This window comes from Streptomyces sp. NPDC042346 (assembly GCF_055581845.1).
In genome coordinates, this window is record NZ_JBVJEH010000010.1 from 81848 (window position 1) to 105549 (window position 23702).

Here is a 23702-nt window from a genome sequence, read left to right on the forward strand (position 1 = left end):
GCGCGACGCCGCCGGGGACGAATGAGGGGGAAACGCCGACGCCGACGGCAGTCGTGCTCCGTGGGGGCGGAGCGGGACCGCCGTCGGCGTCGACGACAGGACGGGGGAAGGAGGGGTGGGGGAGGGGCTATCTGGTCGGCTTCTTGCCGGTGATGCCCAGGTGCACCAAGAGGGCGAGGTTCGGCTTGAGTTCGGCCTGCTTGACGCCCCAGGTCTGGAAGCCCTTCTGGTGGCCGGCGACCGAGGCCAGCATCGCCACCAGAGAGCCCGCCATGGCGGCAGGGTTGACGTCCTTGTCGACCTTGCCCTTGGCCTGGAGCTCCTTCACCGAGTCCGTGAGGGAGTTGGTGACCGAGTTCAGGATCTTCATGCGGATCTTGTAGAACCGCTTGTCTCCCTCGGCGGCGCCGAGGTCCACGACCCGGAGGATCGCGTCGTGCTTGCGCCAGAAGTCGAGGAAGCCTTCGACGAGTTCCTCGGAGGTCTGCCAGCCGGCCTTGCCGACCCAGGAGCGGCCGGAGACCAGCTCGGTCAACCCGGCGCCCTCCTTGGCCATTTCCTCCGCGATCTCGAGAACCGCGCCCTCGACGTCCGGGAAGTACTGATAGAACGTCGCGGGTGAAGTACCCGCCTTCCGGGCCACATCGATGACCTTGACGTCCCGGTAGGGCGAGGAGCTGAGCATCTCACCGAGGCAGTCGAGCAGCTTCTGCCGCGTCGCCTGGCCGCGTCGTCCGGCCACGCGGCCGTCGACGGTGCGTACTTGTCCTGTCATGCCGTCAGCTTACCGAGGGGCGATCGGCGCGCGATTCGGCCGACTGCAAATGGGGTGCGGCCCTGCGCCGGGAGTGTTCCGGGAGGTGGGGGCGGGTCTGCGGCCCGGGGCGGAGGGGCGGGTTCAAGCCACGTCGGTGGCGTCACGGTGTCGTGGCGGTGGCGTCTCCGGGGCGGCCGGGGGAGTCCCGTACCCGAATAGGCTTATGAACAGCCTGTGGAAAACTTCGGTGGACAACTCAAGCGCCCCAAGGGTTCCGGACCCATAAATCGCCTTTATGTTCCCATGTCAGGGCGTGCGGGAGATCCCCCGCCGACCTAGCGTGGAACCATGGCGGCACGCACTGAGGGCACCCCCTGCTGGGTGGACGCACAGCTCCCCGACCTGGAAGCGGGCAAGCGCTTCTACGGCGAGCTCTTCGGCTGGACCTTCGACCCCGACCGTGACGAAGCCCTCCTCGACGGGCGCCGGGTCGCCGGGCTCCTCCCCAAGCGGGACGGTCGCATGCCCACCACCTGGACCCTCTACCTCGCCACCGAGAACGCGGGCACCCTCGCCGAGCGGATCAAGGCCGCCGGCGGCCAGATGGTCATGGAGCCGTACCCCGTCGGCCCGTTCGGCGTCCTCGCGCTCGCCGCCGACCCCGGCGGCGCCGTCTTCGGAATCCGTCAGTCCGGCGACGACGACGGCTTCGAGAAGACGAACGAGCCGGGCGCCTTCTGCTGGATGGAGGTGTACACGCGGCGGCCGGACGCCGTCGACACCTTCTACGCCACCGTCTTCGGCTACCTCGGCCGTCAGGCCGACCCCGACGAGGAGGGCCGCAAGGCCGGCTTCGACTACCGCGTCTGGTCGCCCCCCGGCTCCCGCCCCGGCGACGACAGCGCCTTCGGCGGGCGGGCCGTCATCACCGACGACTTCCCCGCCGAGATGCCCGGCCACGTCCTCGTCTACTTCGTCGTCGACGACTGCGACGAGGCCTGCGCGACCACCGTCCGTCTCGGCGGCCGGGTCGCCACCCCGCCCTTCGACACCCCCCACGGCCGCATCGCCGTCCTCCACGACAACCAGGGCGCCCGCTTCGCCGTCCTCGCGGAACCCGCCGATACGCCCTGATCCACCCCGATACGCCCCTGCCGGGGGGCCCGGAGCACCCCGCATCGGCCGACCCGATATGACCTGTGACACCCCGATCCGCCCCCGGGTTCGCAACCGGGCCCTCGGACAGGAAGAATCAGGGCCACGGGGCCGTACCCTCATGGCCCGTACGGGGAGGTGGCAGGCAAGTGGAACAGCTGACGCAGCACGACCCGAGACGTATCGGGCCCTTCGAGGTGCTGGGCCGGCTCGGCGCGGGCGGAATGGGCCTGGTCTATCTCGCGCGCTCGGCCTCGGGCCGGCGCGTGGCGATCAAGACCGTGCGTACGGAGCTCGCCGAGGACCAGCTGTTCCGGGTCCGTTTCACCCGGGAGGTGGAGGCCGCCCGGGCGGTCTCGGGCTTCTACACGGCCGCCGTGGTGGACGCCGACCCGCGGGCCGCCGTGCCGTGGCTGGCCACCGCCTACGTCCCGGCGCCCTCCCTCGAAGAGATAGTGAACGAGTGCGGGCCGCTCCCGGCCCAGGCCGTCCGCTGGCTCGCGGCCGGTGTCGCCGAGGCCCTTCAGTCCATCCACGGCGCGGGCCTGGTCCACCGCGACCTCAAGCCGTCCAACGTCCTCGTCGTCGAGGACGGCCCCCGGGTGATCGACTTCGGCATCGCGTCGGGCGTCTCCAACACGCGCCTGACCATGACCAACGTCGCCGTCGGCACCCCCGCCTACATGTCGCCCGAGCAGGCCCGCGACTCGCGCAGCGTCACCGGCGCGAGCGACGTCTTCTCGCTGGGCTCGATGCTGGTCTTCGCCGCCACCGGCCACGCGCCCTTCCACGGCGCCAACCCGGTCGAGACCGTCTTCATGCTGCTCCGCGAAGGCCCCGACCTGGAGGGCCTGCCCGACGAGCTGCGGCCCCTCATCGACTCCTGCATGCAGATGGACGTCACCCGGCGACCCAGCCCGGCCGACCTCCAGGCCCAGCTCGCCCCGCACCTCTTCGGTCCCGGCAGCGACGACAGCGGCACCGCCTCGGCCTGGCTGCCCCGCAGCGCCACCGAGATGATCGAGATCCGCCGCAACGGCGGCCGTCCGGCCCCCGGGCCGACCGCGCCGCCGATGCCGCCGCGCCCGCCCCGCGAGCCCGCGGACTGGTCCGGCGACCCGCGCTCCCCGGAGCCCGCCGCCCGGCAGCCCTCGCACGTCGGTGGCGGCCGGCAGCCCGAGCCCGCGCACAACGGCGGCCGGCACGCGGGCCCCGCCGAGAGCGCCGGCGGCCCCGTCCGGCTCGGCGGCGCCACCGTGCCGATCGGACCCGGCCCCCGGGTCTCCGACACCCGCGCCGCGCTCGCCGTCGGCCGGAGCGCCGACGCGGGCCCGGCGACCGGCTGGATCCGGCCGCCCGCCGGCGGCCCGCACGGCGCCGAACCCGGCCCGCTGCCCGGCTCCCGCCCGGTCTCCGTGCCCTCCCAGGGCGCCGAGCAGGCCGCCCCGCCGTCGGAGCCGGGCCCCTGGCGGCCCTGGCGCTTCCGGATGTCGAACGACGTCTGGGGCACCCCGGTCGTCGACGGCGACCTGCTCTACGTGACCTCCTTCGAGGTGCACGCCCTGGACACCGGGAGCGGCCGCCGCCAGTTCAAGACCCGGGACGTGGCCTGGTCGATGGCCGTCGCCGCGGGCCGTATCCACGCCTCCGACGGGCCCACGCTGTACGCGCTCGACGCGACCGACGGCAGCGAGCGCTGGCGGCTGCACACGGACGCCTGGGTGTACTCCCTCCGGGTCGACCGGGGCACGGTCGTCACCGGTACGCGCGGCGGCGGGGTCCAGGGCTGGGAGGCCTCCAACGGCGCCAAGCTGTGGGAGGTCACCGGCGCCCAGACCGACTTCGAGACCCCGGAGGCGGGGCCCGCCGTGCACGGCGACACCGTGTACGTGTGGCGGGAGGCCCGGCTCCAGGCCCTCGACGCCCGTACGGGTGTGGAGCGCTGGTCGTACCCGATCGGCGACGCCGCCTCCTGCGCCAACGTGCCCGTCCGGGTGGCCCCGGCCGAGGACGGCTGCGTGTACGTCTCCGCCGGCACCCGGGTCCTGTCGATCGACATCGCCTCCGGGCACGTCCGCTGGCACTTCGAGGCGCCCGCCGTCTTCCTCTCCCCGCCCGTGTTCGCGCCGGGCCCGGCCGTCACGGGCGGCGGGGTGTACCTCTCCGACCACCTCGGCACGGTGTACGCGCTCGACGCCACGACCGGCCAGGACCGCTGGCGGATCGCGACCGAGCCGCGCCAGTCGGCCGAGCCGGTGCTCGTCGCCGACGGCAACGTCCACGTCGGCAGCGGCAGCGCGCTCTACACGCTCGACGCGGTCACCGGCACCCCGAGGTGGCGGTTCGCGGCGGGCGGCGAGCTCGTCGGCTCCCCCGTCGTCGCCGACGGACGGGTGCACTTCGGCTCCGCCGACCACGTCCTGTACACCCTGGACGCGACCGGCGGCCAGCTCCGCTGGAAGCTCGCGACGGGCGGCGAGATCACCGGCTCGCCGGTGGCGAAGGGCGGGGTCGTGTACGCGTGCAGCAAGGACCGCTGCGTGTACGCGCTCGACGCGGTCAAGGGCACGGCCACCGGCAGGGGGTCCGCGCCCCGCTGACGCGTCGGCTCCCGCTGACGCGCGCCGGCTCCCGCCGACGTGCCGGCTCCCGCTTCCCGCCGGACAGGCCTAGCGCTGCTGCGGGGGCGGGCCGTCCCGGTCCGGGTCCCAGACCGGGACCTCGAAGGGCTGGGTCGGCGCGGCGTACGGGGGCGAGGCCTGCGGGTGCGGGCGGGGCCCGTCGTCGGGGAGGTCGCCGACGGGCGGGCCGTCCAGCGTGGGGTGGGTGGGCCGCGGCTTGTGGGCCACCGGCTCCACCCGGTGCGCGCGGACCCGGCCCGACATGACGAGCGCGCCGAGCAGCAGCAGGACCCCGCCGCCGAAGGCGTTCGCGACGCCGTCGCCGAGACCCCGGCCGTCGCCGGAGACCACGAGGCTGCCCTCGGCCTGCCCGACCCGCACCATCCAGAAGACCGTGAAGCCGAGGACGACGAGCCCGGCGAGGGCGACGAGCAGCCGCGAGCGCAGGACGACGCCCACCACGGTCACCAGGGCGGCGAACGCGAAGGGCAGCAGGATCGAGCCGATCACCTCGGCCTTGGCGTCCGTGATGCCCGTGAACAGCTCGTCGATGGCGTAATCGCGTCCGTGACGGCCGTCGTACCAGGCACGGAAGGGGCTCCAGACGGCGGCCGTCGCTCCGGTGAGGGCCAGGACCGAGCCGACGACGTTACGGATCATCGATCGGCCTCCTAGACGGTCCGGCTCTCGTTCACGACGCTACGCCGGGTGTGGGGGGCCCGCCATGCGGCCCGGACCATGGCCTAGGGTGTGGCGCGAACACGACAGAACGGGGAGGGCCGATGGTGCGCACGCGCCTGAAGATGGCGGCGACGCTCACGGTGGTGGTGCTCGCGCTGACCGGATTCCACACCGGCCACGGCCACGGCAGCAGCAGCGGCGGCGGCAGCGGGAAGAGCAAGAGCGGCAAGAGCCGCAGCCACTCGGACGACGACGATTCGGGCGGCGGCTGCTCCAGCGACGAGAAGGACAACGACGACTACAGCGGCTCGGGCGGCTCCGGATCGCAGACGACGGCGCCCACCCCCACCGCCTCCCGCGCGGTGGCCGAGGTCGTGGTCGTCGACTGCGTGAAGCCCGCGCAGAAGAAGCGCAAGGGCAAGCCGGCCCGCAAGGCGGACACCACGGCGACCCTGCGGATCACCTCGAAGAGCGCGTACACGGAGACGTTCGAGGTGACCCTGGAGTTCAAGGGCTCGAACGGGTCCGCGGTGGACTCGGCCGACGCCCTCGTCACCGTCGAGGGCGGCGGGACGAAGACCTTCGAGGTCGCGATGAAGACCCCGAAGGCCGTCGGCCAGGTGAAGAACTGCTGGGTGTACGACGTGCGCGAGGACGACAGCGCGACCGACATCCCCTCGGAGACCCCCTCCGCCACTACCTCGTCCTGAACCCCGGCCCCCGCCCCCGCCCGGTGAACAGCTCCGCCTGACGCTCCGGCGTCAGGTTCCCCAGGGTGACCAGGTGCGGCGCGTGGGCGAGGGCCGGGGCGCGGGACGGCTCGGTGACCGACCAGAGGGCCCGGACCGTGCCCTGGACGGCCTCGGTCGGGTGCGCGGCGATGACGGCCGCGGCCTGCCGGGCGGCCTCCAGGGCCCCGCCGGTCGCGGTCAGCTCGGAGACGAGCCCCGTCTCGTACGCGCGCCGGGCCGAGATCCGCTCCGCGCTGCCCATCAGGGCCATCCGGGCGATCTCCCCGTAGGGCATCCGCTGCGCCATGTGGACGGTCTCGAAGGCGCTGACCATCCCGTAGGTGGTGTGCGGGTCGAAGAAGGTGGCGTCCTCGCCGGCGATCAGGAACTCGGCCTCGCCGAGCAGGTAGAACGCCCCGCCGCAGGCCATGCCCTCGACGGCGGCGATCACCGGTTTCCACAGGTCGTTCGCCTTGGGGCCGATCGTGAGGAGGGGGTCGTCGATCGTGTACGGGGAGGAGGGCTGCGGGATGTTCCCGACGGCGTCCCGGTCGATCCCGGTGCAGAAGGCCCGCCCGCCGGCCCCGGTGACGACGATCGCGCGGACCTCGTCCTCGTACCGGAAGCCCCGCCAGACGGCGGCGAGGTCGCGGGCCATGTCGAGGGTGATCGAGTTGTGCTTCTCCGGCCGGTCGAGGGTGACGACGGCGACCCCGGTCTCCTTGTCGCGCTCGACGCGTACGGTCATCCCCGCTCCAGGAGCCAGCGGGGGACGGTGACGCCGTCGACCTCGGTGAAGGCGACCTTCACCGGGGCGCCGATCCGCAGCCGGCCCGCGTCGACCGAGTTCAGGGGTGCGTCGGGGGCGGCGACGACGTTGCCGACGAGGCGGATGCGGGGTGCCTCGGCCAGTTCGACGAGGACCGCGTTGTACCCGGGCTGGGCGGCGTAGTCGGGCAGGAGCGGCGGGTGGGGCAGGACGTACGACCAGATGCGGCCGCGTCCGGACATGAGCCGCCACTCGCTGTCGAAGGAGCGGCAGTGCGGGCAGCAGGGGCGGGGCGGGAAGCGGAGCTCTCCGCAGTCGGGGGCCGCGCAGGCCTGGACGCGGAGTTCGCCCCGGGCGGCGTACTCCCAGAAGGGAGCGCCGTCCCCGTCGGCGACGGGTGTCAGCATCGGCATCGGTGTCTCGGCTCCTCAGGCTCGTAGGAGGATCGCGGAGGTGGGGACGCCCTCGCCGGCCGTGACCAGGCAGGTGGCGGCGTCGGGTACTTGGGCGGTGGAGGTGCCGCGGAGCTGCTTCACGCCCTCGTTGATGAGGTTGAAGCCGTGGACGTACGCCTCGGAGAGGCCGCCGCCGCCGGTGTTGAGGGGCAGCCGGCCGCCGATCTCCAGGGCGCCGCCCTCGGTGAACGCGGCGCCCTCGCCGCGCCCGCAGAAGCCGTAGCCCTCCAGGGAGAGCGGGACGAGCGGGGTGAAGGCGTCGTAGATCTGGGCGACGTCGACGTCCTGGGGGCCGAAGTCGGCCTGTTTCCAGAGGTGTCGGGCGGCGGTCCAGGCGGGTCCGGAGAGCGGGTCGTCGTTCCAGTAGTTGACCATGCCGTGGTGCTGGGCGGGCAGGCCCTGGGCGGCGGAGTGCACGTACACCGGCTTCCGGCGGCAGTCGCGGGCCCGTTCGGCGGAGACGATGACGCAGGCCAGCGCGCCGTCGGTCTCCAGGCAGTTGTCGAAGAGGCAGAGGGGTTCGCTGATCCAGCGGGAGGTCATGTACATCTCGCGGGTCAGCGGGCGCTCGTACATGATCGCGGCGGGGTTCTGGTTGGCGCGGTTGCGGCAGGCGAGCGCGACGTTGAAGAGGTGGTCGCGGGTGGCGCCGTACTCGTGCATGTAGCGGCGGGCGAGCATGCCGATCTCGTCGGCGGGGCGGAGCAGCCCGAAGGGGCGGGTCCACTGGCCGGGGGTGGCGAGCTGGGCGGCCGTGTTGGTCCAGGGCCGGGGGCCGCTGCCCCGCTTCCGGGAGCGCCAGGCGACGCCGACGCTCGCCTGGCCGGTGGCGACGGCGGCGGCGAGGTGGCCGACGGTGGCGCAGGAGCCGCCGCCGCCGTAGCCGACCTTGGAGAAGAAGGTGACGTCGCCGGCGCCGATGGCCTTGGCGACCTCGACCTCGTCGGTCTCCTCCATCGTGTAGGAGGCGAAGCCGTCGACCTCGGAGGGGTCGATCCCGGCGTCGTCGAGGGCGGCGAGGATCGCCCGGCAGGCGAGGGCCTTCTCGCTCTCGGGGAGCTGTTTGGCGAAGTCGGTCTGTCCGATCCCGACGATGGCCGTGGCGTCCTTGAGCAAGACAACCTCCCGGAGTGGCAACGCTACTGACAGCGCGTCAGGTTACAACTAATCTGACGGATAGTCAGCTCACGGGAGTGGGCGGAGTGGACTGCCGGAGGTGGAGATGCGCGGTGAGATGCGCGGTGAGATGCAGGGCGGGATGCCCGGCGGGATGCGTGGCGACCTGGAGTGGGGCACGATCCCCGGGCTCGTACGGGCGGCGGCCGGGCGGTACGGGGAGCGGGAGGCCGTCGTCGACGGCCGCGTCCGCGTCACGTACGCCGAGCTCGGCGAGCGCGTCGAACGGGCCGCCGCGGCCTGTCTCGCCACCGGGATACGGGCGGGGGACCGGGTGGCGGTCTGGGCCCCCAACACCCTCGACTGGATCGTCTCGGCGCTCGGCGCCGTCACCGCGGGCGCCGTCCTCGTCCCCCTGAACACCCGCTTCAAGGGCACCGAGGCGGCCTACGTCCTCCGGAGCTCCCGGGCCCGGCTGCTCTTCGTCACCGGAACCTTCCTCGGCACGTCGTACGTGGCCTCCCTGCGCCGCTCGGGCGTCGAGCTCCCCGACCTGGAGAAGGTCGTCGTCCTCGGCGACACCGCGCCCGACGAGGCGGGCTGGACGACCTGGAAGGCCTTCCTCGCGGAGGGCGACCGGGTCCCGGCCGCGCGGGTCCGCGCGCGGGCCGACGCGATCGACCCCGCCGACCCCTCCGACATCATCTACACCTCGGGCACCACGGGCCGGCCGAAGGGCGCCGTCATCGGCCACGCCCAGACGCTGCGCTGCTACGCGGTCTGGTCCGAGCTCGCCGGCCTCCGGGAGGGCGACCGCTATCTCGTCGTCAACCCGTTCTTCCACACCTTCGGCTACAAGGCCGGCATCCTCGCCTGCCTCATGCGCGGCGCGGTGATCGTCCCGCAGCCCGTCTTCACCGTGGACACCGTCCTCGCCAACATCGCCGCCGAACGCGTCACGGTCCTGCCCGGTCCGCCCACCCTCCACCAGTCCCTCCTGGACCACCCCGCCCGCCCGGCGCACGACCTCTCCTCGCTCCGGCTCGTCGTGACGGGCGCGGCGGTGGTCCCGCTCCGGCTCGTCGAGCGGCTCCGCACGGAGCTGGGCGTCGGCACGGTCCTCACGGCGTACGGACTCTCCGAGGCGAGCGGCATCGTCACGATGTGCCGCCGCGACGACCCGGACGAGACCGTCGCCACCACCTCGGGCCGCCCGATCCCGGACACGGAGGTCCGCCTCTCGCCCACCGGCGAGGTCCTCGTCCGGGGCCACCACGTGATGCGCGGCTACTTCGAGGACGAGGGGGCGACGGCGGCGGCGGTCGACGAGGACGGCTGGCTCCACACCGGGGACATCGGCGTCCTCGACGAGGCCGGCAACCTCCGCATCACGGATCGCCTGAAGGACATGTTCATCGTCGGCGGCTTCAACGCCTACCCGGCCGAGATCGAGCAACTCCTCGGCCTCCACCCCGACATCGCGGACGTCGCCGTCGTCGGCATCCCCGACCCGAGGCTCGGCGAGGTCGGCAAGGCCTTCGCGGTGCGGAGGCCGGGGGCGCGGGTGACGGCGGACGATCTGATCGCCTGGTCGCGGCGGGAGATGGCGAACTACAAGGTGCCGCGCGAGGTCGAGTTCGTGACGGAGCTGCCGAGGAACGCGAGCGGGAAGGTGGTGAAGGGGGAGCTGAGGGAGAGGGCGGCGACGGGGGGCTGACGGCGTGGGCTGACCGACGGGGGCCCGCGTGGGGCTGACCCACGCGGGGCCGGCACGCGTGGGGAGTGCAACCAACTCCCCACATGCACACGTCATACGGGCAGTCTTACGCCTCCTTTACCCCGCCCCCTCCTCCAGGAGCAGCCGGTGTCGACGCAAGAGATCCGCCTCACCCTCACCCCGCAGCAGGCCGCGACCGGCGTCGTCATCCCGGTCAACCTGCCGACCGGCCCCGCCCAGCTCAGCGTCCCGCCCTGCCGCCACGGCGACCTCGTCCCGGCCCGGCTCGGCAACGACACGGTGTACGTGCGCATCACGGTCGGCGGCGGCCCGCAGCAGGCCAAGAAGTCCGGCGTCCTCGGCTGCCTGGTCCCGCTGATCGTGATCGGCGCGCTCGTCGGCGGCGCGTTCCTCCTGGACGACGACAAGGACTCCGCCGGCTCCCGGGGCCCGGGCCCGATCCCGACCTTCTCGGTCTCGCCCTTCCCGAGCCTCGACCTCGACCCCACCGCGACCGCCGCCCCCACCGAGAAGGAGCCCGACCCGTTCGAGAAGGGCACCTGCCTCAACGGGCAGCTGCCCGACTCCGAGACCGCGCAGAGCGTCGAGGACGTCGAGGAGGTCTCCTGCTCGGCCTCCGACGCCCACTACAAGGTGATCCAGACCTTCCCGTTCACCTCGGACATGAACAAGTGCAACGCCAACCCCAAGACGGAGTACGCCTTCTCGCACCGGTACACGATGAACGGCGCCGTCATGAGCGAGTACGTGTACTGCCTGGTCGGCCTCGGCTCCTACGCCCGCTGATGTACGAGCACGACGACCCCGGCCTCCTCCCGCACGACCCGCCACCCCCGCTCCCCGGCCCGCGCCAGGACACCGCCGACCGCGCCGACGGGGAAGTCGTCCCGTACGTCGGCCACGATCCACTCCACCGCCGGGCGCCGGTCGAGCACCCCGTCCGCGACCAGGTGCACGGTCGCCCGGTCGGTCAGGTGCGGGGCCAGACCGTTGCTCGCCGCCACCCGGGCCCCGTCCGGCACCAGCTCCACGGCCCGGCGCGCGGCGGCCTCCCGGGGCGTGTCCCGCCAGAAGCCCGGGGTGACGAGCGCGGCCACCGGCTGCGTGGGCAGCAGCAGGAGCGCGACGGCCACCGGTACGGAGAGCGGCAGCCGCACGCCCCGGCGGAGGGCGTCGACGAGGGCGGCCAGGGCGATCGGCACGAGGACCGCCGAGTAGTGCAGGCCCGGCTCCCAGTGCGCCGGGTTGGCGGAGGTGAACCGCCAGGCCAGGGTCGGCAGGAGCAGCCAGGCGAGCGGACTGCGCACCACGAGCCCGCCGGTCACGGCGAGCAGGAGGAGCACGGTCAGCGCCTTCACGTGCCAGCCGTCGAGGAGCCCGTACGCCGGTGAGGCCTGCGCCAGGTACACGTACCGCCCGTCGGCAGCGAAGGACGGGATCACCCCGTGCACGATCAGCGCGGCGCCGAGGAGCGACCCGGCGGTGAGGGCGAGCCCGGTGCGGCGATCCTGCCGGGCGAGCAGCAGCCCGAAGACGGCGGCCGTCGCGCCCAGGTCCTCCTTCACGAGGAGCAGGGCGGCGGCCCAGCAGGCGGCGGCCCGGGTCCGCCCGTCGAGGTAGGCGCGGCAGGCGAGGGCGAGCAGGGGGACGGCGAAGGCGACCTCGTGGAAGTCGAAGCCGATCAACTGCTGCACGCCCCAGCCGAGCCCGCACGCCGTCCCGATGGCAAGCGGCGCGAACGCCCGTCCCGGCAGCTGCTGTTGGGCGGTCCGCGCGAGGACGTACACGGCGAGGGCGACGAGCGCGGCCTGCGCGACGAGGAGCGTCTCGACGTGCGGGGCCAGCCGGTAGAGCGGCGCGAGGAGGGCGAGGACCGGGTGGAAGTGGTCGCCGAGGAGCGGGTAAGCGTCGCCGGCGAAGCCGGGCGGGGCGGTCGCGGCCCGGATCTCCGAGGCGGGCGCCCGCCCTTCCGCGTACGCGCGCACGGCCTGCCCGAAGATCCCGAGGTCGTAGCCGGTCGTCCGGAAACGGGCGTGCTCGCGCAGTGCGAACACCGTGTACAGGACGAGGAAGCCGGCGGCGAGGAGGGCGGGGAGGACGCGGGAGGGGGTGGTGCCGGTGGTCGTGGACGTGGTGGTCAAGGGCTCGGTGATCAAGGCGGCCATGCGGGGGACCCTCGCCGCCCGCACCTGAGAGGGTCCTGAAGGACCCTGAGGATTTCCTCAGCACCGCCTTCGCCGCCCCGGCGATACTCGGCCCATGCGCGTACTGGTGATCGAGGACGAGGAGAGGATCGCCGCCTCGCTGCGGCGCGGCCTCTCGGCCGTCGGGTACACGGTCGACGTCGCCCACGACGGCGTCACCGGGCTCCACCTGGCCCGGGAGCACCGGTACGCGGCGGTCCTGCTCGACATCATGCTGCCCGGCCTCAACGGCTACCAGGTCTGCTCCCGGCTGCGTGCCGAGTCCAACGACGTGCCGGTGATGATGCTGACGGCCAAGAACGGCGAGTACGACGAGGCCGAGGGCCTCGACACGGGCGCCGACGACTACCTGGCCAAGCCCTTCTCGTACGTCGTCCTGGAGGCCCGCCTCCGCGCCCTGCTCCGCCGGGGCGGCGCCCGCACCCGCACGCTCCTGGAGTGCGGCGACCTGTGGCTGGACCAGGCCCGCAGGGCGTGTGGCCGGGGCGCGACCGACATCGCCCTCACGCCGAAGGAGTTCGGGGTGCTCCAGTGCCTGTTGACGCGCCTGGACGAGGTCGTCCCGACGCTCGACATCCTCGACGAGGTGTGGTCGGCGGACTTCACCGGCGACCCGAACATCGTGCACGTCTACATCAGCGCCGTACGGCGGAAGATCGACGCGCCGTTCGGACGGGAGACGATCGAGACGGTACGGGGGGCGGGGTACCGGGTGGCGGGGAACAGCGGGGGCGGCCGTGGCTGAACAGCGCTACCCGTACCGGCCGGTGTGGGCGTCGGGGCTCGCGGCGTGGCTCGTCGTGTCGGTGTCCGTGTGGTGGCTGGAAGCGGCGGACCAGGCGGTGGGCCCGCTGCCCTGGGTGATCCCCGAGGTGATCGCCACCGACCGGGTGGGCCCGCAGATCGCGTACCTCGCCTGGCCGGGATGCGCGCTCGGCGCGCTGTGCGTGGTCGTCGCCGGCTGGCTCGCCGGCCGGGGGCACGGAACGGCGGCGCGGCTCCGGGCGGCGCCGACCGCCGGCCTGACCTCGGGGGCGCTCTTCGCGACGTACGCGCAGTGGCTGGTCAGGGAGAACCCGATCAAGCCGTGGCTGGTCGCGAAGGAGGCGTTCCGCTGGGGCCTGATGTTCATCGGCCCCTCGGCGGGCCTCCTCACGGCGGCGGCGGTGTGGGCGGCGCTCGGCAGCGGAGCGGGCCGGCTGCCGTACCGCGGCCGTACGGTCCTGGCGGCGGCGACCACGACGGGGGTGCTGTTCGCGGCGGCCGTCGAGGTCCTGCGCCGGGCACAGCCGGAGCACCAGGAGCCGTGGAGCAACACGTACTGGATCATGCTGACCACGGGGGCGCCGCTCATCGCCCTGCTCACGGGGGCGCTGGTCCACGTGGCGGCGGGTCGGGCGCTCCGCCCCGTCGAGGCGATCCGCCGCGAACTCGCCGACATCACGGGCCAGTCGCTCGACCGGCGCGTCCCGGTGCCGCCGACGGACGACGTGATCGCCCGGCTCGCCGAGACCACGAACGACACGCTCGACCGGCTGGAGCAGGCCTCGGCGCGACAGCAGGAGTTCGCGGCGGACGCCGCCCACGAACTCCGCAGCCCCCTCGCGGCGTTGCGCGCCCAACTGGAGACGGCGCTGCGGCACCCGGACTCGGTCATCGACTGGCCGGAGGTGGTGGCCGGGGCGGCGGCCGACGTCGTACGGCTCCAGACGCTCGCCGACGACCTGCTGCTCCTCGCGAGCCACCGGGCCACGGCGGCGGTGCGGGAGCCGGTGGACCTGGCGGCGCTCGCGGAGGACCTGGTCCGCGAGCACCAGCACCTCCCGGACGCGGCCCACCTCGGCCTCACGTGCGAGGCCCCGCTCCCGGCCGTCGTCCACGGCGACGCGACCCGCCTGGAACGCCTCCTCCGCAACCTCCTGGCGAACGCGTGCCGCCACGCGACGACGAAGGTCGGGGTCAGTGTCGGTGTCACCGGGGCCACGGTCACCCTGACCGTTGAGGACGACGGCCCGGGCATCCCACCCGCCGACCGGTCCCGCGTCTTCGACCGCTTCACCCGCCTCGACGCCTCCCGCACCCGCGCCTCGGGCGGCGCGGGCCTGGGCCTCCCCATTGCCCGCGACATCGCCACCCACCACGGCGGCACCCTGACGATCGAGGACGCGGCGCGGGGCGCACGCCTGGTGGCCCGCTTCCCCGCAGGTCCCGCCCGCCCGGCCGACGCCATCCAGGAACCGGTCTCTTCCCGCGACCGCTGGACGGCCTGCGTGTCCCGGGGGAGCGTGGCCCCGACCCGAAGATGCACCGAGGCGTAGACGCCGGCCGGGGATCCGGTGAGATCAGGATCTGTCAGGTCGGTCCGCCGGCCGTCCGCGCACGCCAGAGGGGCCGGGCAGCTGCCCGGCCCCTCTTCGCGGTGGTCCGATCGCGTTGCGCACGGGCCCTGCCCGGACGGATCCCCCCTGGGTCCGTCGGGTGTCCCCCGAGTCCGTGTGCTCCCCCGTCGACCGGACCTCCCTGGGCCCCGGCAGCTCCCCCGAAGTCGCCGCCGCGGCCTTTCCCCGTCGGGAATGGTCTACTTGGCCGGCTCCGTGGTGACGTGGATGTTGCCGAGCGGAGCGGCGGTCTCCGTGTCAGCCGGCTCGCCGGTGACGTGGATGTTCTTGACGCCGATCTTCTCGGCTATGGAGTCGCCGGCTTCGCCGCCGGTGACGTGGATGTTCTTGGTCTCGATGTCAGCGGCCTCGCCGCCGGTGACGTGAATGTTCGTCGGCTTGACGATCGACTCGTCGCTCATCGCAACCTCCCGTGGTTCTTCTTGAGACAGATGGGTCGTCGAGCCCCGCCCGGCTGTTCCCCCGTGGACTGCCGGGCGGGGTCTCTCTACAGGGCCGCTCACCCTAGTGCTTCGGCCGAACGGCCTCTTCGGCGACCCGTCTGCCCCCCGAGGCGACGGATCGATGAGTGAAGCATGTCCGGCGGCGATAAACGAACGATGAACGCCCAGCCCGGGCCGGTGATCCCGGGCCGTCAGGCGGCTGCCACGGGCGTGAGGAGAGCCCGGACCTCCGTGGCCTCGGGGGAGTGCAGCTCCTCGTAGATGGCCAGGGCGTCCCGCCAGCAGACCTCGGCCCGGCCCGACTGGCCGATGCCGGTGAGGGCGCGGCCCAGCACGGTGAGGACGTTGCCGCGCCGCCACTCGCCACCGATCCCGCGCAGGACGGTCAGCGCCATCTCCGCGTTGGCGGCCGCCTGTGCGTATCGGCGTCCCGCGACGTCCACCTCGGCCATGCGGAACAGCGTCATGCCCTCCCACAGCCGCTGCCGGCTGTCCCGGAAGACCTCCAGAGCAGCCGCCAGGCTGGCGTAGGCGTCGGTGAGCTGGCCGCTCTGCGTCAGCGCGACTCCCATGGCGTACCGGCCGTTGGCGCCCTTCAGGGCGTGGCCCATGCGGTCGTACATGTCCGTGCCTCGGCGTGCCAGGACGACGGCGCTGCCCGTGCGCCCGGTGAGCAGGTGGATACGGGAGAGGTTGCACAGGGCGCTGGCCTCGCCCGGTTCGTCCTGGCAGTCCCGGAACTCCTCGATGGCACGGTTGAGGAACTCCTCGCCCTCCTCGTACCGGTTGCGGTAGACCGCCATGACGCCGAGGGTGTTGGCGGCCCAGGAGCGCGGCATGCGGTCGTCGACCCGGTCCGCCAGCCCCATGGCCTCACGGGCCTCCTGGTCGGCCTGGTCGAACCGGCCGGACACGTGATGGACGTAGGCCGACGTGATCGCCGCGCGCCCCGCCGCCTTGGTGTCGCCCGTGCGCCCCGCCGCCTCCCGGAGGACCGTTGCCACCGCCTCGTACTCCTTCGAGTTCGCGCCCGACTCCGCGAGGTCGAGCGACGCCCACAGCAGGTCCACCGCGCGGCGGAGGGTGCCGGGGGAGGAGGCGGACTGGCGGACCGTCGCGAGGAGGCAGTTGGCTTCCGCGTAGAGCCAGTCCTGGGCCGTGTGGCGGTCGGTGAAGGTGAGGCCCTCGTGGGTCGTGGGTTCCAGGTGGTCGACCAGGCGGTCGCCCGGGCGCTCGATGGCGTACACCCGCGCCGCCGTCGACAGGTAGAAGTCCAGGAGGCGGGAGAGGGCCGATTCCTTCTCCGACGGCGGTTGTTCGTCGCGATCCGCGCAGGCACGCGCGTAGAGCCTGACCAGGTCGTGGTAGCGGTAGCGGCCCGGCGCCGCCGATTCCAGGAGGGACGTGTCGACCAGGGCCTCCAGGAGGTCCTCCGTGTCCCAGAGGGGGAGGTCCAGGACGGCCGCCGCCGCCGCGAGCGAGATGTCCGGGCCGTCGGCGAGGCCGAGGAGGCGGAACGCGCGGGCCTGGGCCGGTTCGAGCTGGCCGTAGCCGAGTTCGAAGGTGGCCTTGACCGCGAGGTCGCCCGCCTGGAGTTCGTCGAGGCGCCGGCGCTCGTCGGCGAGCTTCGCCGCCAGGACCGAGACCGTCCAGGTCCGGCGGGCCGCCAGGCGGGACGCCGCGATGCGGATCGCCAAGGGGAGGAAGCCGCAGGCTGCCACCACGTCCAGGGCCGATTCGCGTTCCGCCTGGACCCGTTCCTCTCCGACGATCCTCGTGAAGAGCTGGAGCGCTTCCTCCGGGGACATCACGTCCAGGTCCACCAGGTGCGCGCCCGCCAGGTCGACCATGCGGATACGGCTCGTGACCAGGGCCGCGCAGCCCGCCGTGCCGGGCAGGAGGGGGCGGATCTGGGCGGCGTCCCTCGCGTTGTCCAGGAGGACCAGGACCCGGCGGCCGTCGAGCGTCGAGCGGTAGAGCGCGGCGCGGTCGTCGAGGGAGTCGGGGATGGCCGAGTCGGGGGTGCCGAGGGCGCGGAGGAAGGAGCCGAGGACGGTTTCCGTGGCGGCGGCGCGGTTGCCGGCGCCCTGGAGGTCCACGTACAGCTGCCCGTCGGGGAAGTGCGGCCGTGCCTCGTGGGCGACGTGCACCGCGAGGGTCGTCTTCCCGACGCCGCCGATTCCCGCCAGCGCGGAGACGGCCATGACGTGGCCCTCGGCGGTGGCGAGCCGGGCGCCGAGTTCCCGTACGAAGGAGGCCCGGCCCGTGAAGTCCGGGACGGTGGCGGGGAGCTGCGCGGGGCGTGCGACGGGCGCGGCCGCCGGGGCCGCCTCCTCGACAGGGCGGGCCAGTTCGGCGTCGCCCTGGAGGATGCGCTGCTGGAGCCGGGAGAGTTCGGGGGTCGGGTCGACGCCGAGTTCGTCGGCGAGGAGCCGGCGCGTGTCCGCGTACACGGCGAGCGCCTCCGCCTGCCGTCCGCTCCGGTAGAGGGCGAGCATGAGCAGCTCGCGGAGCCGCTCGCGCAGCGGGTGCGCGGCGGTCAGCGCGGTCAGTTCGGAGACGGCCTCGGCGTGCGCGCTGACCTCCAGGTCGATGTCCAGGCGGGTTTCGAGGAGCGTCAGCCGCCATTCCTCCAGGCGGGTCCGCTGCGTCTCGGCGTACGGGCCGGGTACGGAGGCCAGCACCTCGCCGTCCCACAGGGCGAGGGCCTCGGCGAGCCGCGCCCTGGCGCCCGCCCGGTCCCCGGAGGACCGCAGCTTCTCGGCCTCGGTGGCCAGTTCCTGCGCGGTGAGGAGGTCCAGGGCCTTGGTGCGCAGCGCGTAGCCGCCGGATTCGCTGACGAGGACCTTCGGGTCGAGGGCCTTGCGGAGCCGCGAGGCGTAGGTCCGTACGGCCGCGAGGGCCTGCGAGGGCGGTTCCTCGCCCCACAGCGCGTCGATCAGTTCGGAGGCGGTGGCGGTGCGTCCGCCGCGCAGGAGCAGGGCGGCGAGCAGGGCGCGCTGTTGGGGCGAACCGGTGGACAGCGCCTCGCCGCCACGCCAGGCCCGCACGGGCCCGAGCACCCCGAAGCGCAGCTCACCGCCGGTGGCGCGCTCGATGCCGGTACTCGTGCCGGTGCTCTTGTCGGTACTCGTGCCGGTACTCGTTTCGGTACCCGTGCCGGTGCTCTTGTCGGTTCTCTTGCCGGTGTTCGTGCGCACCTCGGAATCCGTGCTCGCGCCCGCGTCGGCACCCGCGCTCGCCTTCGGAGCCCGCTGCGCCGGAACTCGCTGCCCGTCTTCACGGTGCATAGCTCCCCCTGCCCGTACCGCTGGTTTCGCCCAGGACAGTCTGCCTTGTCCGGAGGGAGTCCGTCAGCAGCGGGTCGGCCCGGAGGCGGGGCCGGAACGGGGCTGGAACGTGGCCGTTGCGCGACCGTTGTACGCCGCGATAGCTGACGGGCCGTCAGATCGGCGCTACCGTGAAAGCCATGGAGAGCATGGAGAGCATCGAGACAGCCGCCGAGGCCTTCCCGAGGATCATCTCGGTGGACGACCACACCGTGGAGCCCCCGCACGTCTGGCGGGACCGTCTCCCGTCCCGCTTCCACGACACCGGGCCCCGGATCGTCCGCGCCCCCCTCAAGGAGATGACCTTCCTCGGCGGCAAGTTCGCCCCGGTCATGGGCGCCAAGGGCGACGACGGGCCCATCGGCGACTGGTGGGTCTACGAGGACCTGCACCGTCCCCTCACCCGGCTCGACACCGCCGTCGGGTACGACAGGGACGAGATACGCCTCGAAGTCATCACGTACGAGCAGATGCGGCCGGGCTCCCACTCGGTCCCCGACCGCCTCGCCGACATGGACGTCAACCACGTCCAGTCCGCTCTCTGCTTCCCGACCTTCCCGCGCTTCTGCGGCCAGACCTTCACCGAGGCGAGCGACCGCGAGCTCGGACTGCTCTGCGTCCGCGCCTACAACGACTGGATGGTGGAGGAGTGGTGCGGGCCCGAGGCCCACGGGCGGCTCATCCCGCTCACCCTCATCCCGCTCTGGGATCCCGAGCTCGCCGCCGCCGAGGTGCGCCGCAACGCCGCGCGCGGGGTCCGGGCCGTCGCGTTCTCCGAGATCCCGCCGCACCTCGGGCTCCCCTCGGTCCACACGGACCACTGGGACCCCTTCTTCCGGGCCTGCGACGAGACCGGCACCGTCATCGCCATGCACATCGGCTCGTCCAGCCGGATGCCGTCCACCTCCGCCGACGCCCCGCCGGCGGTCGGCTCCACCATCACCTTCGCGAACTGCTGCTTCTCGATGGTCGACTGGCTGATGAGCGGCAAGTTCGAGCGCTTCCCGAACCTGAAGATCATGTACGCGGAGGGCCAGATCGGCTGGATCCCGTACATCCTGGAGCGCGCCGACGTCGTCTGGGAGGAGAACCGCGGCTGGGGCGGGGTCGCCGAGAAGGTGCTGCGCCCGCCGTCGGAGCTCTTCGCCGGCCATGTCTTCGGCTGCTTCTTCGACGACGCCTTCGGGCTCCGCAACCTCGACGCCATCGGGGCCGGGAACGTCCTGTACGAGACGGACTACCCGCACTCCGACTCGACCTGGCCCAAGTCGAAGGAGGTCGGCGAGGCCCAGATGGGTCACCTCGCGCCGGATGTCGTCGAGCGGATCGTGCGCGGCAACGCGATCGATCTGCTGGGGCTGACGCCGGAGGGGCTGTGGCCCGGGCGGTGAGGCCGGGTGGGGCGGATCAGGGTCCGTTCGGCGCCCTGATCCGCCCGGTACGGGCAGGTCTCAGCGCGCCGCCCACATCTGATTGGTGCCTCCGGTGCACTCCCACTGCTGGGCCCGGGCGCCGTTGGCCTTGCTCCAGCCGGAGATCTCCAGGCACTTCCCGCTGTTCCTGTTGATCAGGTAGAAGACGTTGTCGTCGATGAAGTGCTCGTCCCACACCTGGTTGGCTCCCCCGTGGCAGTCCCACTGCCGGACGGTCGCGCCGTTGTCCTTGCTCCAGCCGGCGACCTCCAGGCACTTGCCGCTGTTGGCGTTCTTCATGGTTCCCCACCAGCGGTTGCCCTCCCAGCCGCCCTCCGCGACCCAACGCTGGTTGGCGCCGTCGTGGTAGTCCCACTGGTTGACGAGGGCGCCGTCGTTCATGGCCCAGCCGCCGACTTCCAGGTACCTCTCGCTGTACAGGTTCTGCCAGTGGTGCCCGCCGAGGTCCTGCGCGGCGGCGGGCGCCGCCTGGGCGCCGGCGACGAGCCCGAGGGCCGCGGCGGCCGTCCCGAGTGCGCGCAGTGCGGTGGCCGTCTTCTGTCCGAGCATGCTTCCCCCGTGGGCTCTCCCTGATCGGGGCCGCTTACCGGTGCGGTCCCGATGTACGGCGCCGAGCGTAGGGTCCCGGATCCGACCCGGGCTCCTGCGGAGGGCGGATCCCCGTCCCGGGATGCCCGTGGGCCGTCCCAGGGACGCCCGGGACGCCTGTAACCCCTCCCCGGGACGTCCGTAACCCACTGCCTGGACTCCCGAACCCATCCCGCGCGAGCCTTGCCTGATGGGGCGTCAGGTACCAGCATGGGGGCTCGCCCGCACACGTGACGGTTCGTCAGATCGAGGGGGTTTCCCATGGTGGTCTACGGGATGCAGCTGCCCGTCCAGTCGCAGTCCACCCTCTACGCCGAGGCCTGGGAGGCGGCCGCGGGGCCGGCGGACCTGCTGGCCGTCGCCCGGGCCGCCGAGGCCCACGGTTTCGACTACCTCGCGAGCTGCGACCACGTCGCCATCCCGCGCCGCCTCGCCGGGGCGATGAGCACCGTCTGGTACGACCCGGTCGCCACGCTCTCCTTCCTCGCCGCCGCCACCGAGCGGGTCAGGCTCCTCTCGCACGTCGCCGTCGTCGGGCTGCGCCATCCGCTCGTCACCGCCAAGGCGTACGCGACCCTCGACCACCTCTCCGGTGGCCGGCTGGTCCTCGGCGTCGGCGCCGGGCACGTCCAGGAGGAGTTCGAGGCGCTCGGCGTGGACTTCGCGCGCCGGGGCGCCGTGCTCGACGAGACCGTCGACGCGCTCCGGGCGGCCCTCGGCCCCGAGGAGTACCCCGAGCACCTGGGCGAACTCTTCGCCTTCAAGGACCTCGGGCAGCTGCCCCGGCCCGCCCAGGAGCGGGTCCCGGTCTGGGTGGGCGGCTCCTCGCCGGCCGCCGTGCGCCGCGCCGCGCTCCGGGGCGACGGCTGGCTGCCGCAGGGCGACCCGCGCGACAGGCTCGCCGAGCAGATCCAGCGGCTCCTGCGGCTCCGCGCCGAGGCCGGGATCGCCGAGCCGATCACGGTCGGCGCGATCACCGAGGCGCTGTACGTCGGCGAGCCCGGCTGGGCGGTCGGCCGCCGCACCCTGAGCGGCCCACCGGAGGAGCTCGCCGCCTCCCTGCGCGCGTACGGGGAGATGGGCGTGCACCAGATCCAGGTCCGGTTCCGCTCCCGGAGCCGTACCGAACTCATCGACCAGATGGCGGCCTTCGGCACGGAGGTCGCCCCCCACCTGAACTGAGGAGCGTGGCAGGCATGGGCAAGCTGGACGGACGGGTCGTCCTCGTCACCGGCGCGGCGCGCGGGCAGGGCGAGCAGGAGGCGCGGCTCTTCGCCGCCGAGGGGGCGCGGGTCGTCCTCGCGGACGTGCTCGACGAGGCCGGCGAGGCGCTCGCCAAGGAGCTGGGGGAGGAGCGGGCCGCGTACGTCCGGCTGGACGTGACCGGCGAGGACGACTGGGCGGCGGCCGTGGCCTTCGCCAAGGAGCGGTTCGGGAAGATCGACGGGCTCGTCAACAACGCCGGGATCCTCCGCTTCAACGAGCTGCTCTCCACTCCCCTGGAGGAGTTCCAGGCGATCGTCTCGGTCAACCAGACGGGCTGCTTCCTGGGCATCCGGACGGTCGCGCCCGAGATCGCCGCGGCCGGCGGCGGGACGATCGTCAACACCGCCTCGTACACGGGGCTCACCGGCATGGCCGGGGTCGGCGCCTACGCGGCGAGCAAGCACGCCGTCCTCGGGCTGACCAAGGTCGCGGCGCTCGAACTGGCCGCGCGGAACATCCGGGTGAACGCGGTCTGCCCCGGGGCGATCGACACCCCGATGAGCAATCCGGAGGGCGTGGACCCGGCCTCCACGGCCGAGCTGTACCGGAAGCTCGTGCCGCTCGGGCGGATCGGGCGGCCGGCGGAGGTGGCGGCGCTCGCGCTCTTCCTGACGGGGGAGGACTCGGCGTACATCACCGGGCAGCCGTTCGTGATCGACGGCGGCTGGCTGGCGGGCGTCAGCCTGTTCTGAGTCCGCTCGGAGTTCGCTCTGCGTCCGCTCTGCGTCCGCCCCGAGTCCGCTCCGAGTCAGCCAAGAGTTCTGTTCTGACGAGTCGTCAGGTATTGACGCACCCACTCCGTGGTGCGAAAGTCGGGCACATCAGAGATCTGACGGTTCGTCAGAAATAATGAGGACGGTGAACCCCTTGGAATTCGGGATCTTCGTACAGGGATACGTCGGCAAGCGCGCCGAGACCGATCCCGAAGCCGAGCACAAGGCCCTCATGGAGGAGACCGAGTACGTCATCCAGGCCGACAAGTCCGGGTTCAAGTACGCCTGGGCCTCCGAGCACCACTTCCTGGACGAGTACTCGCACATCTCGGCCAACGACGTCTACCTGGGCTACCTCGCCCACGCCACCGAGCGGATCCACCTCGGCTCCGGCATCTTCAACCCCCTCGCCCCGGTCAACCACCCGGTGAAGGTGGCCGAGAAGGTCGCCATGCTCGACCACCTCTCCGGCGGGCGCTTCGAGTTCGGCTCGGGCCGCGGCGCGGGCTCCCACGAGATCCTCGGGTTCATGCCGGGCATCACCGACATGAACCACACGAAGGAGATCTGGGAGGAGACGATCGCCGAGTTCCCCAAGATGTGGCTCCAGGACGAGTACGTCGGCTTCCAGGGCAAGCACTGGTCGCTGCCGCCCCGCAAGATCCTGCCCAAGCCGTACGGGGCGTCCCACCCCGCCATGTGGTACGCGGCCGGGTCCCCCTCCTCGTACGCCATGGCCGCGAAGAAGGGCCTCGGCGTCCTCGGCTTCAGCGTGCAGAAGGTCTCCGACATGGAGTGGGTCGTCGAGTCGTACAAGACGGCGATCAAGGAGGCCAAGGCGGTCGGCGACTTCGTCAACGACAACGTCATGGTGACCTCCACCGCGATCTGCGCGGAGACCCACGAGAAGGCCGTCGAGATCGCCGTCTCCGGCGGCCTCAACTACCTCCAGTCGCTGCTCTTCCGCTACCACGACACCTTCCCCCGGCCCGAGGGCATCCCCGAGTGGCCCGAGCTGCTCCCCGAGTACTCGGCCGAGATCATCGAACTCCTCATCCAGGAGGAGCTGATGATCTGCGGCGACCCCTCGGAGGTCCTCGCCCAGTGCAAGCGCTGGGAGCAGGCCGGGGCCGACCAGCTCTCCTTCGGCATCCCGATCGGGATCTCGTACGAGGACACGATGAACTCGATCAAGCTGATCGGCGAGCACGTGATCCCCAAGATCGACACGGACCCGGTGCACCGCACGACCCGCTTCCGCCAGGCCGCCGGTTCCTGACGGCAGCGCGGGGCGCAGCCCCCTC

General features: G+C 72.8%; 20 protein-coding genes. 11 read left to right on the forward strand and 9 right to left on the reverse strand.

Features of this window, described 5'->3' with window-relative positions:
• Nucleotides 1-127: 127 nt before the first annotated feature.
• Nucleotides 128-775 (reverse strand): TetR family transcriptional regulator, encoded by a 648-nt coding sequence (locus ACZ6K0_RS32170; RefSeq protein ID WP_376403068.1) that lies wholly within the window; start codon nucleotides 773-775, stop codon nucleotides 128-130.
• A gap of 330 nt (nucleotides 776-1105) precedes the next feature.
• Here ACZ6K0_RS32170 and ACZ6K0_RS32175 point away from each other — a divergent pair, with 330 nt between their 5' ends.
• On the forward strand, nucleotides 1106-1891 hold the full coding sequence (locus ACZ6K0_RS32175; RefSeq protein ID WP_469233141.1) for a VOC family protein: 786 nt from the start codon (nucleotides 1106-1108) through the stop codon (nucleotides 1889-1891).
• Nucleotides 1892-2061: 170 nt separating this feature from the next.
• Entirely contained in the window at nucleotides 2062-4512 is a 2451-nt protein-coding gene (gene afsK, locus ACZ6K0_RS32180) for a protein serine/threonine kinase AfsK (RefSeq protein WP_469233143.1), read from the forward strand.
• A gap of 69 nt (nucleotides 4513-4581) precedes the next feature.
• On the opposite strand, the gene ACZ6K0_RS32185 is transcribed toward afsK, so the two are convergent.
• A complete protein-coding gene (locus ACZ6K0_RS32185) occupies nucleotides 4582-5193 on the reverse strand; it encodes a hypothetical protein (protein ID WP_469233144.1) in 612 nt (203 codons plus the stop codon).
• Between the two features lie 122 nt (nucleotides 5194-5315).
• Here ACZ6K0_RS32185 and ACZ6K0_RS32190 point away from each other — a divergent pair, with 122 nt between their 5' ends.
• Nucleotides 5316-5924 (forward strand): hypothetical protein, encoded by a 609-nt coding sequence (locus ACZ6K0_RS32190; RefSeq protein WP_469233145.1) that lies wholly within the window; start codon nucleotides 5316-5318, stop codon nucleotides 5922-5924.
• Here the strand turns inward: ACZ6K0_RS32190 and ACZ6K0_RS32195 are convergent.
• From ACZ6K0_RS32195 to ACZ6K0_RS32205, 3 genes are read right to left on the reverse strand one after another with little or no spacing between them, the layout of a single operon-like run.
• On the reverse strand, nucleotides 5911-6693 hold the full coding sequence (locus ACZ6K0_RS32195; protein WP_376403054.1) for an enoyl-CoA hydratase/isomerase family protein: 783 nt from the start codon (nucleotides 6691-6693) through the stop codon (nucleotides 5911-5913). The genes ACZ6K0_RS32190 and ACZ6K0_RS32195 overlap by 14 nt on opposite strands.
• The gene (locus ACZ6K0_RS32200) at nucleotides 6690-7121 is read right to left on the reverse strand and encodes a Zn-ribbon domain-containing OB-fold protein (RefSeq protein ID WP_376403333.1); all 432 of its coding nucleotides are present in this window, start codon (nucleotides 7119-7121) and stop codon (nucleotides 6690-6692) included. Before ACZ6K0_RS32200 ends, ACZ6K0_RS32195 begins: the two co-directional genes overlap by 4 nt.
• A gap of 21 nt (nucleotides 7122-7142) precedes the next feature.
• Entirely contained in the window at nucleotides 7143-8285 is a 1143-nt protein-coding gene (locus ACZ6K0_RS32205; protein ID WP_376403051.1) for a lipid-transfer protein, read from the reverse strand.
• A gap of 154 nt (nucleotides 8286-8439) precedes the next feature.
• On the opposite strand from ACZ6K0_RS32205, the gene ACZ6K0_RS32210 reads away from it, so the two are divergent.
• Together ACZ6K0_RS32210 and ACZ6K0_RS32215 are read left to right on the forward strand one after the other, a co-directional pair.
• Entirely contained in the window at nucleotides 8440-10002 is a 1563-nt protein-coding gene (locus tag ACZ6K0_RS32210; RefSeq protein ID WP_469233467.1) for a FadD3 family acyl-CoA ligase, read from the forward strand.
• Nucleotides 10003-10149: 147 nt separating this feature from the next.
• A complete protein-coding gene (locus tag ACZ6K0_RS32215) occupies nucleotides 10150-10809 on the forward strand; it encodes an LppU/SCO3897 family protein (protein ID WP_376403048.1) in 660 nt (219 codons plus the stop codon).
• Here the strand turns inward: ACZ6K0_RS32215 and ACZ6K0_RS32220 are convergent.
• Nucleotides 10797-12188 carry a DUF2079 domain-containing protein gene (locus ACZ6K0_RS32220; RefSeq protein WP_469233147.1) on the reverse strand — a complete coding sequence of 464 codons (1392 nt, stop codon included), beginning with the start codon at nucleotides 12186-12188 and terminating at the stop codon, nucleotides 10797-10799. The two genes, ACZ6K0_RS32215 and ACZ6K0_RS32220, sit on opposite strands and share 13 nt — an antisense overlap.
• Before the next feature lie 94 nt (nucleotides 12189-12282).
• On the opposite strand from ACZ6K0_RS32220, the gene ACZ6K0_RS32225 reads away from it, so the two are divergent.
• Complete coding sequence (locus ACZ6K0_RS32225; protein WP_469233149.1) at nucleotides 12283-12972, forward strand: response regulator transcription factor; 690 nt, start codon at nucleotides 12283-12285, stop codon at nucleotides 12970-12972.
• Entirely contained in the window at nucleotides 12965-14545 is a 1581-nt protein-coding gene (locus tag ACZ6K0_RS32230) for an ATP-binding protein (protein ID WP_469233151.1), read from the forward strand. Before ACZ6K0_RS32225 ends, ACZ6K0_RS32230 begins: the two co-directional genes overlap by 8 nt.
• Before the next feature lie 260 nt (nucleotides 14546-14805).
• On the opposite strand, the gene ACZ6K0_RS32235 is transcribed toward ACZ6K0_RS32230, so the two are convergent.
• Together ACZ6K0_RS32235 and afsR are read right to left on the reverse strand one after the other, a co-directional pair.
• Nucleotides 14806-15027, reverse strand: coding sequence for a hypothetical protein (locus tag ACZ6K0_RS32235; protein ID WP_314613358.1), 222 nt, complete (start codon nucleotides 15025-15027; stop codon nucleotides 14806-14808).
• 233 nt (nucleotides 15028-15260) lie between these two features.
• Nucleotides 15261-18359, reverse strand: a complete 3099-nt coding sequence (gene afsR / locus ACZ6K0_RS32240; RefSeq protein WP_469233153.1) for an SARP-family global regulator AfsR — start codon at nucleotides 18357-18359, stop codon at nucleotides 15261-15263.
• Nucleotides 18360-18538: 179 nt separating this feature from the next.
• Here afsR and ACZ6K0_RS32245 point away from each other — a divergent pair, with 179 nt between their 5' ends.
• Entirely contained in the window at nucleotides 18539-19789 is a 1251-nt protein-coding gene (locus ACZ6K0_RS32245) for an amidohydrolase family protein (protein ID WP_376403041.1), read from the forward strand.
• Nucleotides 19790-19849: 60 nt separating this feature from the next.
• Here the strand turns inward: ACZ6K0_RS32245 and ACZ6K0_RS32250 are convergent, their stop codons facing one another.
• Nucleotides 19850-20380 carry an RICIN domain-containing protein gene (locus tag ACZ6K0_RS32250; RefSeq protein WP_376403038.1) on the reverse strand — a complete coding sequence of 177 codons (531 nt, stop codon included), beginning with the start codon at nucleotides 20378-20380 and terminating at the stop codon, nucleotides 19850-19852.
• 300 nt (nucleotides 20381-20680) lie between these two features.
• Here ACZ6K0_RS32250 and ACZ6K0_RS32255 point away from each other — a divergent pair, with 300 nt between their 5' ends.
• The 3 genes from ACZ6K0_RS32255 (at nucleotide 20681) to ACZ6K0_RS32265 (ending at nucleotide 23677) form a co-directional block, all read left to right on the forward strand.
• A complete protein-coding gene (locus ACZ6K0_RS32255) occupies nucleotides 20681-21601 on the forward strand; it encodes an LLM class F420-dependent oxidoreductase (RefSeq protein ID WP_469233156.1) in 921 nt (306 codons plus the stop codon).
• 14 nt (nucleotides 21602-21615) lie between these two features.
• Nucleotides 21616-22377 (forward strand): SDR family NAD(P)-dependent oxidoreductase, encoded by a 762-nt coding sequence (locus ACZ6K0_RS32260; protein WP_376403032.1) that lies wholly within the window; start codon nucleotides 21616-21618, stop codon nucleotides 22375-22377.
• A 175-nt stretch (nucleotides 22378-22552) separates the two neighbouring features.
• Nucleotides 22553-23677 carry an LLM class flavin-dependent oxidoreductase gene (locus ACZ6K0_RS32265; protein WP_376403328.1) on the forward strand — a complete coding sequence of 375 codons (1125 nt, stop codon included), beginning with the start codon at nucleotides 22553-22555 and terminating at the stop codon, nucleotides 23675-23677.
• The last annotated feature ends 25 nt before the right edge of the window (nucleotides 23678-23702 follow it).

What these genes read in the sequence shown, in the direction of transcription:
- ACZ6K0_RS32255 (WP_469233156.1), top strand. Translation starts at nt 20,681, where the DNA reads ATGGTGGTCTACGGGATGCAGCTGCCCGTCCAGTCGCAGTCCACCCTC.
- ACZ6K0_RS32185 (WP_469233144.1), bottom strand. Translation starts at nt 5,193, where the DNA reads ATGATCCGTAACGTCGTCGGCTCGGTCCTGGCCCTCACCGGAGCGACG.
- ACZ6K0_RS32190 (WP_469233145.1), top strand. Translation starts at nt 5,316, where the DNA reads ATGGTGCGCACGCGCCTGAAGATGGCGGCGACGCTCACGGTGGTGGTG.
- ACZ6K0_RS32260 (WP_376403032.1), top strand. Translation starts at nt 21,616, where the DNA reads ATGGGCAAGCTGGACGGACGGGTCGTCCTCGTCACCGGCGCGGCGCGC.
- ACZ6K0_RS32170 (WP_376403068.1), bottom strand. Translation starts at nt 775, where the DNA reads ATGACAGGACAAGTACGCACCGTCGACGGCCGCGTGGCCGGACGACGC.
- ACZ6K0_RS32175 (WP_469233141.1), top strand. Translation starts at nt 1,106, where the DNA reads ATGGCGGCACGCACTGAGGGCACCCCCTGCTGGGTGGACGCACAGCTC.
- ACZ6K0_RS32250 (WP_376403038.1), bottom strand. Translation starts at nt 20,380, where the DNA reads ATGCTCGGACAGAAGACGGCCACCGCACTGCGCGCACTCGGGACGGCC.
- ACZ6K0_RS32200 (WP_376403333.1), bottom strand. Translation starts at nt 7,121, where the DNA reads ATGCTGACACCCGTCGCCGACGGGGACGGCGCTCCCTTCTGGGAGTAC.
- ACZ6K0_RS32220 (WP_469233147.1), bottom strand. Translation starts at nt 12,188, where the DNA reads ATGGCCGCCTTGATCACCGAGCCCTTGACCACCACGTCCACGACCACC.
- ACZ6K0_RS32225 (WP_469233149.1), top strand. Translation starts at nt 12,283, where the DNA reads ATGCGCGTACTGGTGATCGAGGACGAGGAGAGGATCGCCGCCTCGCTG.
- ACZ6K0_RS32245 (WP_376403041.1), top strand. Translation starts at nt 18,539, where the DNA reads ATGGAGAGCATGGAGAGCATCGAGACAGCCGCCGAGGCCTTCCCGAGG.
- afsR (WP_469233153.1), bottom strand. Translation starts at nt 18,359, where the DNA reads ATGCACCGTGAAGACGGGCAGCGAGTTCCGGCGCAGCGGGCTCCGAAG.
- ACZ6K0_RS32195 (WP_376403054.1), bottom strand. Translation starts at nt 6,693, where the DNA reads ATGACCGTACGCGTCGAGCGCGACAAGGAGACCGGGGTCGCCGTCGTC.
- ACZ6K0_RS32210 (WP_469233467.1), top strand. Translation starts at nt 8,440, where the DNA reads ATGCGTGGCGACCTGGAGTGGGGCACGATCCCCGGGCTCGTACGGGCG.
- ACZ6K0_RS32235 (WP_314613358.1), bottom strand. Translation starts at nt 15,027, where the DNA reads ATGAGCGACGAGTCGATCGTCAAGCCGACGAACATTCACGTCACCGGC.